At 70.4% G+C, this 13,636-nt stretch carries 7 protein-coding genes; all 7 read left to right on the top strand.

Features of this window, described 5'->3' with window-relative positions:
- Positions 1-4: 4 nt before the first annotated feature.
- On the top strand, positions 5-3,355 hold the full coding sequence (locus tag QWJ38_RS18455) for a transglutaminase family protein (protein WP_290360586.1): 3,351 nt from the start codon (positions 5-7) through the stop codon (positions 3,353-3,355).
- 30 nt (positions 3,356-3,385) lie between these two features.
- Positions 3,386-6,028 (top strand): circularly permuted type 2 ATP-grasp protein, encoded by a 2,643-nt coding sequence (locus tag QWJ38_RS18450; RefSeq protein ID WP_290360585.1) that lies wholly within the window; start codon positions 3,386-3,388, stop codon positions 6,026-6,028.
- Positions 6,025-6,939: a transglutaminase family protein gene (locus QWJ38_RS18445; protein ID WP_290360584.1), complete on the top strand. Its 915-nt coding sequence runs from the start codon at positions 6,025-6,027 to the stop codon at positions 6,937-6,939. The genes QWJ38_RS18450 and QWJ38_RS18445 overlap by 4 nt, the downstream gene beginning before the upstream one ends.
- A gap of 139 nt (positions 6,940-7,078) precedes the next feature.
- Complete coding sequence (locus tag QWJ38_RS18440; protein ID WP_290360583.1) at positions 7,079-8,041, top strand: autotransporter domain-containing protein; 963 nt, start codon at positions 7,079-7,081, stop codon at positions 8,039-8,041.
- A 307-nt stretch (positions 8,042-8,348) separates the two neighbouring features.
- Entirely contained in the window at positions 8,349-11,915 is a 3,567-nt protein-coding gene (locus QWJ38_RS18435) for a response regulator (RefSeq protein ID WP_290360582.1), read from the top strand.
- Between the two features lie 299 nt (positions 11,916-12,214).
- On the top strand, positions 12,215-12,643 hold the full coding sequence (mraZ, locus tag QWJ38_RS18430) for a division/cell wall cluster transcriptional repressor MraZ (RefSeq protein WP_290360581.1): 429 nt from the start codon (positions 12,215-12,217) through the stop codon (positions 12,641-12,643).
- 2 nt (positions 12,644-12,645) lie between these two features.
- The gene (gene rsmH / locus QWJ38_RS18425) at positions 12,646-13,626 is read left to right on the top strand and encodes a 16S rRNA (cytosine(1402)-N(4))-methyltransferase RsmH (RefSeq protein WP_290360580.1); all 981 of its coding nucleotides are present in this window, start codon (positions 12,646-12,648) and stop codon (positions 13,624-13,626) included.
- Positions 13,627-13,636: the final 10 nt, after the last annotated feature.

Here is a 13,636-nt window from a genome sequence, read left to right as displayed (position 1 = left end):
CGCCTTGTCCATCCACATTGCGCTGAGCCACGTCACCGAGTACCGCTACGACCGCCGCGTCGCGCTGTCGCCGCAGATCGTGCGCCTGCGCCCGGCGCCGCATTGCCGCACGCCCATCCTGTCCTATTCGCTGCGGGTCGAGCCGGACGAGCACTTCATCAACTGGCAACAGGACCCCTTCGCCAACTACCTGGCGCGCCTGGTCTTCCCCGAGAAGACCGGGCGCTTCTGCGTCAGCGTCGAGCTGGTGGCGGAGATGGCGGTCTACAACCCCTTCGACTTCTTCCTGGAGCCGCAGGCGCAGCAGTTTCCCTTCGACTACGAGCCGGCGCTGCGCGCCGAGCTGGCGCCCTATCTGGTGGCGGAGCCGGCGACGCCGCTGGTGAGCGACTATCTGGATGCGATCGATCGCCGGCCCATGGCGACGATCGACTTCTTGGTCGCGCTGAACCGGCGCGTGCAGCAGGATGTGTCCTATCTGATCCGCATGGAGCCCGGCGTGCAGACGCCGGAGCAGACGCTGGCCAAGGGCTCGGGCTCCTGCCGCGACTCGGCCTGGCTGCTGGTCCAGCTGCTGCGCCGGCTGGGCCTGGCCGCGCGCTTCGCCTCCGGCTATCTGATCCAGCTGAAACCGGACGAGCAGGCGCTGGACGGCCCCAGCGGCGCGGCGAGCGACTTCACCGATCTGCACGCCTGGTGCGAGGTCTATCTGCCCGGCGCCGGCTGGGTCGGCCTGGACCCGACCTCGGGCCTCTTGGCCGGCGAGGGCCATATCCCGCTGGCCTGCACGCCGCAGCCGTCCAGCGCCGCGCCGATCAGCGGCGCCGTCGACGCGGCCGAGGTCGAGTTCGAGCACCGGATGACGGTGACGCGCATCTGGGAATCGCCGCGCGTCACCAAGCCCTATGGCGAGGACCAGTGGGCGGCCGTGCTGGCGCTGGGCGAGCAGGTCGACGCCGAGCTGGCGGCCGGCGATGTGCGATTGACGATGGGCGGCGAGCCGACCTTCGTCGCCGTCGACGACCGCGACGGCGCCGAGTGGAACACCGAGGCGCTGGGCCCGAGCAAGCGCCTGCGCGCGCAGGAGCTGCTGCTGCGCCTGCGCGATGAATACGGCCAGGGCGGCTTTCTGCACCACGGCCAGGGCAAGTGGTATCCGGGCGAGCAGCTGCCGCGCTGGGCGCTGTCCATCTGCTGGCGCGCCGACGGCCAGCCCTGCTGGCAAGACCCGGCCCTGTTCGCCGACGAGCGCGAGCCGCAGCCCTATGGCGCGGCCGACGCGCGCCGCTTCATCGAGGCGCTGACCCAGCGGCTGGGCCTGGACCCGGCCCATCTGCAGACCGGCTACGAGGACTCGCTCTACTACCTGTGGCGCGAACGCCGCCTGCCGGCCAATGTCGACCCCTTCGACTCGCGGCTCGACGATGCCGTCGAGCGCGAGCGCCTGCGCCGCGTCTTTGCCCAGGGCCTGGCGGCCGAGGTCGGCTATGCGCTGCCGCTGGCCCATGACGGCAGCCGCTGGCGCAGCGGACCCTGGCAGTTCCGCGATCCGGGCGAGGGCGAGGGCAGCGGCCGCATGTATCTGCATCCGGGCGATTCGCCGATGGGCTACCGGCTGCCGCTCGATGCGCTGACCTGGCTGCGCCCCGAGGATCGCCAGCAGGTGATCGAGCAAGACCCCTTCGCGCCGCGTGCGGCCCTGGCGGCGCCGGCGACCCTGCGCATGCAGATCCCGGGCCTGGAGCGGCCCGAGACCAGGACGGCGCCGGCCGAGGACGACGCGACCATACGCACGGCGCTGTGCGTCGAGGCGCGCGACCCGCGCCGCGCCAGCGGGGTGTCCTCGGCCTCGTCGACAGCGGCCGGCGGCGCCCTCTATGTCTTCATGCCGCCCTTGGCCCGGCTCGACGAGTACCTGGAGCTGCTGGGCGCCGTCGAGGCGACGGCCGCCGGGCTGAGCATGCAGATCCTGCTCGAGGGCTATCCGCCGCCCCGCGATCCGCGGCTGAAGCTCCTGCAGCTGACGCCCGATCCCGGCGTCATCGAGGTCAATGTCCAGCCGGCGCAGAGCTGGGCCGAGCTGGTCGCGCACACCGAGTTCCTCTACGAGGCGGCGCGGCGCTCGCGGCTGTCGAGCGAGAAGTTCATGCTGGACGGCCGCCACGGCGGCACCGGCGGCGGCAATCACTTCGTGCTCGGCGGCGCGACGCCGGCCGACTCGCCCTTTCTGCGCCGGCCCGAGCTGCTGGCCTCGCTCTTGGCCTACTGGCACAACCATCCCTCCTTGAGCTATCTGTTCTCGGGCCTCTTCATCGGCCCGACCAGCCAGGCGCCGCGGGTCGACGAGGCGCGCAACGACCAGCTGCGCGAGCTCGAGATCGCGCTCGGCGAGATCGCCCGCGCGCGCGAGCGGCATGGCGAGCAGCTGCCGCCCTGGCTGATCGACCGCGCGCTGCGCAATCTGCTGATCGATGCCAGCGGCAACACCCACCGCAGCGAGTTCTGCATCGACAAGCTCTACTCGCCCGACTCGGCCACCGGCCGCCTGGGCCTGGTCGAGCTGCGCGGCTTCGAGATGCCGCCGCATGCGCGCATGAGCATCGTCCAGCAGCTGCTGCTGCGCGCGCTGCTCGCGCGCTTCTGGCGCGAGCCCTACCGCGCGCCGCTGGTGCGCTGGGGCACGGCCCTGCACGACCGCTTCATGCTGCCGCATTTCGTCCAGCAGGATTTCGAGGACGTGATCGAGGAACTGCGCCGCGCCGGCTACGGCTTCGATGCGCAATGGTTCGCGCCGCATCACGAGTTCCGCTTCCCCAAGATCGGCGAGCTGGCCGCGCGCGGCGTGCACCTGACCCTGCGCAATGCGCTGGAGCCCTGGCATGTGATGGGCGAGGAGACCGGCGGCGGCGGCACGGTGCGCTATGTCGACTCCTCGCTGGAGCGGATCGAGATCAAGGTCAGCGGCCTGGTCGATCCGCGCCACCGCATCGCCGTCAACGGCATCGCCCTGCCGCTGCAGCCGACCGGCCGCGCCGGCGAATATGTGGCCGGCCTGCGCTTTCGCGCCTGGCACCCGCCCTCGGCCCTGCATCCGACCATAGGCCTGCAGGCGCCGCTGACCATCGATCTGGTCGACGACTGGATGCAGCGCTCGCTGGCTGGCTGCCGCTACTTCGTCGCCCATCCCGGCGGGCGCAATTACGAGACCCTGCCCGTCAATGCCTACGAGGCCGAGAGTCGCCGGCTGGCGCGCTTCACGCCGCTGGGCCACAGCCAGGGCCGGCTGGAGCTGGCGCCGCCGCGGCCCAGCCTGGAGTTTCCGTTCACGCTCGACCTGCGCCGCGCCGGGCCTTGATGCCGGCCCGGCAGCAGGCATCATGTCGGGATGTCCAAGACCGTGAGCGCATCGCTGCCGCAGCAGTCCAGCCTGCTGCCCGAGCTGCTGCCCCAAGACCTGCCCGACCCGCTGGCGCTGGCCGCCGCCGCGGTGCTGCAAGGCAAGGAAGGGCGCTATAGCGAGCTGCACCAGCGGCCCAATGGCCGGCCCGGCGCCGCGCCGCCGCCGCTGGGTCCGCTGTGGCAGCAGTTCTTCGCCGCCAGCGGCGCGGCCGGCTGGCTCGATCTGGCCGGACGGCGCCAGCGCACCCAGCGCCGCGTGCAGGAGGACGGCGCCAGCTACAACGTCTACGACGAGGGCGGCCAGTCCTCGCGGGCCTGGCCGCTTGAACTGCTGCCGATGCTGATTGCCGCTGACGAGTGGCGGGCGATCGAGCGCGGCGTCGCCCAGCGCGCGCGCCTGCTCAATGCGGCGCTGGCCGATGTCTATGGCGCGCGCCGCCTGCTCGACGAGGGCCTGCTGCCGGCCTCGCTGGTGTTCGCCCATCCGCAGTACCTGCGCGCCCTGCACGGCTGCCGGCCGCTGGGCGGCATCCATCTGCACATCGCCGCCTTCGACCTGGCGCGCGGGCCGGACGGGCTGTGGTGGGTGGTCGGCCAGCGCACGCAGGCGCCCTCGGGCCTCGGCTATCTGCTGGAGAACAGGCTGATCATCGGCCAGCAATTCCCCGAGGCCTTTCGCGCGATGTCGGTGCAGCGCCTGGCGGCCAGCTTCCAGGCCCTGCTGCAGGGCCTGCAGCGGCTCTCGCCGGAGGGCGAACGCGCGCGCGTCGCCCTGCTGACGCCCGGTCCGCGCAACGAGACCTATTTCGAGCATGCCTTCCTGGCCCGCTATCTGGGGCTGACCCTGGTCGAGGGCGGCGACCTGACCGTGCGCGAGGACAAGGTCTTCCTGAAGACCACCCTGGGCCTGGAGCGCGTCCATGTGCTGCTGCGTCGGGTCGACGACGAATACCTGGATCCGCTGGAGCTGCGCTCCGATTCGGCGCTGGGCGTGGCCGGCCTGCTGCAGGCCATGCGGGCCGGCGGCGTCGTCGTCGCCAATGCGCCGGGCGCCGGCTGGCTGGAGAGCCCGGGCCTGTCGGCCTTCTGGCCCGGCGTCGCCCAGGCCCTGCTGGGCGAGGAGCTGCTGCTGCCGGCGACCACCGCCTGGTGGTGCGGCGAGGACAGCGCCTGGCGGCAGCAGCGCGAGCGCCTGGCCGACTTCATCGTCGCGCCGACCTTCCCCGGCGGCGCGCCCAGCGTCGTCGCCGACCTGGCGCCGGCGGCGCGCGCGGCCCTGCTGGCCCGCATCGCCGCCGACCCGGCCGCCTACACCTTGCAGGCACGCATACGGCCGTCCGAGATGCCGGTCTGGGATCAGGGCCTGCTGGAGCCGCGGCCGGCGGTGCTGCGCGTGTTCGCGCTCTCCGACGGCCTGGGCGGCTGGCGCGTGCTGCCGGGCGGGCTGACGCGCGTGGCGACGCGCCGCGACGAGCAGCCGCGCCGCGAGAGCGGCGGCGATCCCTGGCTGTCGATGCAGGGTGGCAGCGCCAGCGTCGACACCTGGGTGATGACCGAGGGCAAGGTCGACAGCACCAGCCTGCTGCCCAAGCCGCTGCAGGCGGCCGATCTGGCCCAGGTGCACTGGACGGTGACCAGCCGCTCGGCCGAGAACCTGTTCTGGCTCGGCCGCTACTCGGAACGCGCCGAGAACAGCCTGCGGCTGGCACGGCTGACGCTGGATGCGCTGGCCGGCTCGATGCGCGGCAGCACCTCGGCCCAGGTGCTGCGCGTGCTGGACGCGCTGGCGCGCCGCTACGGCCTGGTCGGCGAGGACGTGCCGACGCCGCAGCAGTCGCTGCGCTTGTTCGAGCGCGCGCTGGTCAAGGCCCTGGTCGACACCGAGGGTTCGAACAGCGTGGCCTGGAACCTGCGCGCGCTGCAGTCCTGCGCGCAGGCGCTGCGCGAGCGGCTGTCGTCCGAGCATTGGCAGCTGATCCACGAGACGGCCGACCAGTTCATCGAGCAGCTGTCGGCGCTGCTGGCGGCCGGGCAGGGCAGCATCCCGCTGTCCGAGGCGCTGGGCGTGCTGGCCCGCGCCGACACGCATCTGGCGGCGATCACCGGCGCGCAGACCGACCGCATGACGCGCGACGACGGCTGGCGCCTGCTCAGCGTCGGGCGTCAGATCGAGCGCCTGGACTTTCTGTCCAATGTGCTGATCGAGGGCTTTGGCGAAGGCCTGCAGCAGCACGACGACGGCTTCGCGCTGATGCTGGGCCTGTTCGATTCGACGATCACCTACCGCGCGCAGTTCCAGGGCCGCCGCGAGGTGCCGCCGCTGCTGCAGCTGCTGGTGCGCGACAGCGACAACCCGCGCTCGCTGGCCTGGGTCGCCAGCACCCTGCGCGGGCGCTTCCTGAAGCTCTCGCGCCACGACAGCAGCTGGGCGCTGGAACAGGTCCGGGCCTTGCCGCTGCCCGAGCGCTGGCCGATGGAGCGCATCGCCGAGCCTGATGCCGAGGGGCGCTACGCGCTGCTGACGACCCTGCTGCAGGCCTGCAGCGAACAGGCGCAAGCACTGTCGGTGCAGATCGGCCGGCGCCTGTTCTCGCATGTCGGCAGCGTCGAGCGGATGGTCTGGCAATGAGCGAGCTGCGCTGGTTGCGCGTGCTGCACGAGACCGTCTACGACTACGAGCCGGCGGTCGAGCTCGCCCATCACCTGGCCTGCCTGAGCCCGCGCGAGACCGCCTGGCAGCAGGTGCGCGACTGGCAGCTGACGATCACGCCGGCGCCCGATGGCGAGGCCGATCTGCAAAGCCGCCTGAGCCTCGATCCCTGGGGCAATGCCCGGCTGGTGTTCAGCCATGCGCGGGTGCATGAGCGCCTGCTCGTCCGCAGCCAGTTCGAGGCCGGCATCCGCGCGGCGCCGGCGCCCGATTGCGCGGCCAGCCCGCCCTGGGAGCAGGTGGCCGAGGCGCTGCGCTACCGCGCCGGTGCGGTGCGCACCGAGGCGGTCGAGTTCACGCTGGCCTCGCCGCTGGCGCCGCGCGACGCGGCGCTGGCCGAGTTCGGCCGCCAGGCCTTCGAGCCGGGCCTGCCGCTGGCCTCCGGCGCGCTGGCGCTGATGCGGCAGATCCATGCGCAGTTCAAGTACGCGCCGCTGGCCACCGACGTCGGCACGCGAGCGCCGCAGGCGCTGGCGCTCAAGCGTGGCGTCTGCCAGGACTTCGCCCATGTGATGATCGCCGCCTGCCGCTCGCTGGGCCTGGCCGCGCGCTATGTGTCCGGCTATCTGCTGACCCGGCCCGCGCCGGGCAAGCCGCGCCTGGTCGGCGCCGATGCCTCGCATGCCTGGGTCGAGGTCTGGTGTCCGCGCCTGGGCTGGCTGGCGCTGGACCCGACCAACAATGTGCAGGCCGGGCAGGACCATGTGACCCTGGCCTGGGGGCGCGACTATGCCGACGTGGCGCCGCTGCGCGGGGTGATCCGCGGCGGCGGCAGCGCCGAGCCGCGGGTGGCGGTGACGGTCGAGCCGATGGACGAGGCGAAGGCCTGAAGGCTGGCGTCGCGTGTCAGGTGTTGCGCCGATCCCGCCGATCGGGGCCAATGCCGGGGTGCTTTAGCGCCGGGCCTGGGCTAGTATCGGGCCGTCCAGGAAACCAGTGTCGCGCCCGCCGGCGCCGTCCCGCTCGCTCATGCGTCTGCAAGCCCTTGGCCCCGCCGCCCGCCTGTTCGGTTTCTCGCTGCTGTTGACGGTGCTGACCACCGGGGCGCAGGCGCAGATGCGGTCGCCGCGGATCGACGGCACCAATCTGCAGAAGCTGGCCAACGGCATCGTCGGCATCATGTCCTACACGGTGGCGCCCGACGTGACGACCAGTTCGCTGTCCATCAACAATGCGGCGACCTCGAACTCGGCGCTGGCCATCACCCAGTTCGGCGGCGGCTTCACCTGGAGCAAGGACACGCCCATCTTTCTGGAAGGCAATGCCGCCTACTCGCGCTACGACCCGGTCTTTGTCGCCAGCGAGGGCGGCGATTCGCGCGCGCTGCCGACCAAATGGAACTCGGTCTCGGCCACCGGCGGCATCGGCTGGGATTTCCCGATCTCCGAGCATTGGGTGATCCGGCCCATCTTCAATTTCACGCTGGGCCGCGTCGCCAGCGATCTGCGCATCGCCAAGTACTGGCTCGAGGAGAACAAGAACCTCGAGATCAACTTCCTCGACGGCGGCACGATGAAGGCGACCGGCCTGGGCGGCGCGCTGATGCTGGACTACGAGAAGTTCACGCCCGAGCACGACGACGATCTGGAGATCCGCTACACCAATGTCGACCTGAAGAGCCATGGCGACCGCGGCATCGTCACCGGCTATGCCAAGGCCGAGAGCATCAGCATCTGGGCGCGCCGGCGCATCCCGACCGGCTGGGGCACGGTCTGGGACCGGCCGGTGCGCTATGTGCTGGAGGGCGCCTCGACCAAGTTCCTCGGCGACGAGGGCGAGGTGGGACTGAAGCTGATGAACTCGATCGGCTTCGGCCTGGAACTGGACTCCAGCGCCAAGGAGATGTGGGTGACGCGCTGGCGCGCGGTGATGCGCTACAAATTCGGCCCCAATATGAGCGGCTGGGCGCTGGGCCTGGCCGTCAGCTTCTAGCGCGACATTTGCACGGCGCTCCCGCCAAGCTTGCAAAAACCTGTCGCAGATTGCAAAGCCTCTGTCGTCTGAGGTGAAGTCCCGGGCCGCCCCCGTTGGGAAAATAAGGGTTGTCCCGTAGTCCACGGCAAGACAGCGGCTCCGGCCCCCGGCCCGGCGCCGCCGCTGCCCCCTGATTTGCGCTGCGAGACGCTTGATCCGATGTTGCGCAGCAGCGGGCCGCCGGCCCGCGACGAGGGCGCAGCGCCTACAACAGGCAGCTCGATCCGCCCGGAGCGAGCCTGCCGCGATGGAAGGGGACGACTCGATGCGCATCCAATCTGCGCGCCGCTGGACCGCTGCGGCCATTTTTCTGATGTCGACGGTGTGCGTGATCGCGCTCGCCTCGTCCTTCCATCTGTTCCAGGAACAGAAGGCGCTGCACGCCCAGGTCCTCCAGTCGAACGAGGCGCTGCAGCAACTGTCGGCGGCCAGCCGCGATCTGACGCGCAACAGCCGGCTCTACATCGTCACCGGCCAGCCGCGCTACCGCCAGGCCTACGAGCATGAGCTGGACTCGACGCGCCGCCGCGATGCGGCGGTGGCCAGCCTGCTCGCGCTGGGCCTGACGACGCAGGAGCGCGTCGCGATCGACCGCGCCAAGCAGCTGTCCGATGCGCTGGCGACGGTCGAGAAGCAGGCGCTCGATGCGATGGCCGGTGGCGACAAGGAGGCCGCGCTGGCCATCGTCTTCGGTCCCGCCTATCTGAGCGATGCGGCGCGCATCGGCGAGCTGGTCGAGGACGCCAGCGCGCTGATCAAGCAGCGCGTGGGCAGCGCGATGGAGACGATATCGACCGAGGCGAGGACGGCGGCCGTCGTCGCCATCGTCTGCCTGCTGGCCGAGATCGGCCTGATCCTGGCCGTGCTGGAGCTGTTCTACGGCCGCCGCGTGCTGGCGCCGGTGCTGCAGCTGACCGACGCGGCGCGCCGCCTGTTGGCCGGCGAGCGCGCGGTGCGCTTCGACGCCGACCGCCCGGCCGTGGAGCTGCAGGATCTGGGCCGCACGCTGGAAAGCTATCGCCAGCAGGCCGACGAGCTGGCCCAGCAGAGCTGGCTGCAGCAGACGCTGACCGAGATCGGCGATGCGATCCACCAGGTCGACACGGTGGAGGAATTCGGCAGCCGCCTGCTGGCCAGCCTGGCGCCGCCGCTGGAAGTCGGCGTCGCGCTGCTGCACCTAGTCGGCGAGGACGATGCCGTGCGGCCGGTGGCGGCCTATGGCTGCACCATCCCCGATCTGCTGCTCGATATCGACGAGCCGGGCGCCAATGCGGCCGGCCTTGTCGGCCAGGCGCTGCAAAGCGGCGAGGTGACCGAGATCAGCCAGGTGCCTGGCGACTATCTGCGCATCAGCTCGGGCCTCGGCGCGGTGCGGCCGGCGCGGCTGATCCTGATCCCGCTGACCTTGATGCGCCAGAAGGGCGCCGTCATCGAGCTGGGCCTGCTGGCCGAGCCTAGCCCGGCCCAGCGCGCGCTGCTGGCCAGTCTGGCCAATGTGGTCGCGCCGCGGCTGGAGATCCTGCTGCGCAATGTGCACACCCAGCTGCTGCTCGAGCATGCGCAGGTGCAGGCGCGCGAGCTGGGCGAATCGGAATCGCTGCTGCAGGCGCGCAGCACCGAGCTGGAGGCCTATACGCTGGCGCTGAGCGAGCAGCAGGCAGCGCTCGAGCATACGAAGGCCTGGTACCAGGGCATCATCGAGGCGGCGCCGGACGGCATGATGGTGGTCAACGCCGAGGGCGACATCATCCTGGCCAATCCGCAGCTGGCGGCGATGTTCGGCTACACGGTGCGCAAGCTGTGCGAGATGAAGGTCGAGCAGCTGGTGCCGGCCGGCGCCGGCATCCGTCCGTTGGGGGGCGCCGCCAACGGCGATCTGCAGGGCCTGCGCAAGGACGGACGCCTGTTCCCGATCGAGGTGGGCCTGTCGCCGCTGCCGCCGCTGGGCGGCCAGGGGCCCTGCGTCTGCGCCTCGGTGCGCGATGTGTCCGAGCGCAAGCGCGCCGAGCGCGAGCTGGTGCTGGCCCGCGACGCGGCGGAGAGTGCGACGCGCGCGAAGAGCGAGTTCCTGGCCAATATGAGCCACGAGATCCGCACGCCGATGAACGCGATCATCGGCATGGCCTATCTGGCGACGAAGACGCCGCTGACGCCGCAGCAGCGCGAGTACCTGGACAAGATCCAGCTGGCCAGCAAATACCTGCTGGGCGTCATCAACGACATCCTCGACTTCTCGAAGATCGAGGCCGGCAAGCTCGATGTCGAGCGCGTGCCCTTCCGCGTCGACGCGGTGCTGCAAAGCGTCGCCACCCTGCTGATGGACCGGGCGACCGACAAGGGTCTGGAGCTGGTGTTCGACATCGACCCCGGCGTCGAGGACGAGCTGGTCGGCGACCCGGTGCGGCTGGGCCAGATCCTGACCAACTTCACCAGCAATGCGATCAAGTTCACCGAGCGCGGCGAGGTCACCGTGAGGACCGCGCTGGAGCAGGACCGCGGCGACGAACTGCTGCTGCGCTTCTCGGTGCGCGATACCGGCATCGGCCTGACGCGCGAGCAGCAGGCGCAGCTGTTCCGGCCCTTCCAGCAGGGCGACGGCTCGACCACGCGCAAGCATGGCGGCACCGGCCTGGGCCTGGCGATCTCCAAGCGCCTGGCCGAGCTGATGGGCGGGACGGTGGGCGTGCAGAGCGTCGCCGGCCAGGGCAGCGTGTTCTGGTTCACCGCCCGGATCGGTCGCGGCCAGCTCGAAGCTGCCGCGCCGCTGGCGGCATTGACGGCGGCGCCGGATCTGGCCGGCCGGCGTGCGCTGGTCGTCGACGACAACCCGCAGGCGCGTGCGGTGCTTGTGGCGCAGCTGCAGGCGCTGCAACTGCAGGTCAGCGAGGCCGACTCGGGTGCGGCGGCGCTGCGCCTGAGCGGCGCCGCGCTGGAGCGCGGCGAGCCCTTCCACGTGATCTTCATCGACCGGCTGATGCCGCAGCTGGACGGCCTGCAGACCGCCAGCGCGCTGCGCGAGCAGCGGGCGGCGCGGCCGAACGCGCTCGAGCTGCCGGCCACCCATCTGGTGATGATCGGTGCGCAGGGCAGCGACGGCCTGGCCGCGATGGCCGCCCGTGCCGGCGTCGCCGACTGCCTGGACAAGCCGCTGACCGCGGCCAAGATCGCCGATTGCCTGGCCAGGCTCTATGCGCGCCATCCGCTGGGCATGCAGCCGGCCGCGCGACCGGTGCTGGCGCTGCGGCCGCAGCTGGATGCGCTGCAGGGCGCACGCGTGCTGCTGGTCGAGGACAACGAGCTGAACCAGGATGTCGCGCTGGGCCTGCTCGGCGAGCTGGGCCTGCAGGTCGATCTGGTCGGCAATGGCGAACGCGCGGTCGACAGGGTGCAGGCCGGCGACTACGACCTGGTGCTGATGGATCTGCAGATGCCGGTGATGGACGGCATCACCGCCACCCTGTTCATCCGCGCGCTGCCGGGCTGCGCCGGTCTGCCCATCGTCGCGATGACCGCCGACGCGATGGAGCATGACCGCCGCCGCTGCCTGGAGGCCGGCATGAACGGCCATATCGCCAAGCCGGTCGACCCGGACCAACTGCTGCAGGTGCTGCTGGCGCATATCCGGCCGCGCGCCGATCGGCGGCCGATGGCGGCCGCTGCTGCGCCGGTGATGGCGGCATCCGATACGGCCGAGCAGGCGTCGCGCGATGCCGGCCCCTCGGATTACATGAGCTTCCGGCGCGCCAACCGCGCCTCCGACTTCCGCGAGGCACTGACGATTCTGCAGGGCTCGATGGCGGAGGCGGTGGACGGGGAAGACACGGGGCTCTGAGCCGCCGTGCTGAACAGAAGGGCCGAGCCGGCGCCGTCCGGCTCGGCCCTTCGTCTTTCGGTCCGGCCAGATGCCGAGGCAAGCCGCCACGGGAAAACGCCTAAAACAACTTCATCTTCCACTTGCAGACCGTTTTGCAAGTCCTTATTTTTGAAGGATATTTGGTGCCGCATTCGCTCTAGAATTCGACTCTAAGTGCTTGATTTCATTGGAATTTTTTACGATTTGCCTTGACCGGCTGAACTCCGCTTAGTAAAGTGTTGGAAAGTGGAGTTTGGTGGAGACGAGTGGCAAATTTTGTGTTTCAGGGGGCAAGCGCCTTGGCAATGGATGCCAAGGGGCGTCTGGCCGTCCCGACACGCCACCGTGAGGTCCTGCAGGCGCTGTGCGCCGGCCAGCTGACCGTCACCAAGCATCCCGAGGGCTGCCTGATGGTGTTCCCGCGCCCGGCCTGGGAAACCTTCCGCGACAAGATCGCGGCGCTGCCGATGTCGGCGGCCGGCTGGAAGCGCGTCTTCCTCGGCAATGCCATGGACGTCGAGATCGACAGCGCCGCCCGCGTGCTGATCTCGCCCGAACTGCGCGCCGCCGCCAAGCTGGACAAGCAGGTGATGCTGCTGGGCATGGGCAGTCATTTCGAACTCTGGGACGCCGAGGCCTATGCCGCCCACGAGGCGCAAGTGATGGCGTCCGAAATGCCGGACGCGCTGAAGGACTTCAGCTTCTGAGCATGAGCGCGCCCACCCCGTTCTCCCACACCACCGTGCTGTTGCACGAGACCGTCGACGCCGTGCTGAACGATCCGGACGGCGTCTATGTCGACGGCACCTTCGGCCGCGGCGGCCATTCGCGCCTGCTGCTGCAGAAACTCGGACCCGGAGGGCGTTTGGTCGCGATCGACCGCGACCCCGAGGCCATTGCGGCCGCCAGCTCCGGCGAAACGCGGGTCTCGGACCCGCGTTTTTCCATTTGCCACTCCGGCTTTGCCGATATGCGCGCGCAACTGTCGGCGCTGGGCGTCGAGCAGGTGCAGGGCGTGATGCTGGATCTGGGAGTGTCGAGCCCGCAGATCGACAACCCGGAGCGCGGTTTCAGCTTCCGCTTCAGCGGCCCGCTGGACATGCGCATGGATACCACCCGTGGCGAGAGCGCCGCGGATTTCCTGGCCCGCGCCGACGAGCGCCAGATCGCGGAGGTGATACGCAACTATGGGGAAGAACGGTTTGCTGCACAGATTGCAAAGGCGCTTGTTGCTCGTCGGGAGAGCGGGGGTGCTATCCGAAGCACCGACGAACTTTCCGAAATCGTGGCTCGTGCGGTCAAGACCCGAGAGCCGGGCCAGAACCCTGCAACGCGCACATTTCAGGCGCTTCGGATTCATGTCAATGCCGAGCTTGAGGAGCTCGAGCAGGGGCTGAACGCGGCGCTGGCCCTGCTGGCGCCCGGTGGCCGCATGGCGGTGATCAGCTTCCATTCGCTGGAAGACCGCATCGTCAAGAACTTCATTGCCGGCCACAGCAAGCAGGAACTGGACCGCCGCGCTATGTTTGCCGAACCGAAGCCGCTGGCGCTGAAGGCGCTGGGCCGGATCAAGCCGAGCGAGGCCGAGGTCGATGCCAATCCGCGCGCGCGCTCGGCCGTGCTGCGGGTGGCCGAGCGCACGGCGGCGCCGCTGCCGCCGGTGCACGAGAAGCGGCGTCGCCGCGGCTGATGGGACAAGC

It is taken from the genome of Roseateles violae (assembly GCF_030410485.1).
In the GTDB taxonomy this organism is placed as follows: Bacteria; Pseudomonadota; Gammaproteobacteria; order Burkholderiales; family Burkholderiaceae_C; genus Roseateles_D; species Roseateles_D violae.
This window is presented reverse-complemented; position numbering and strand designations above follow the sequence as displayed.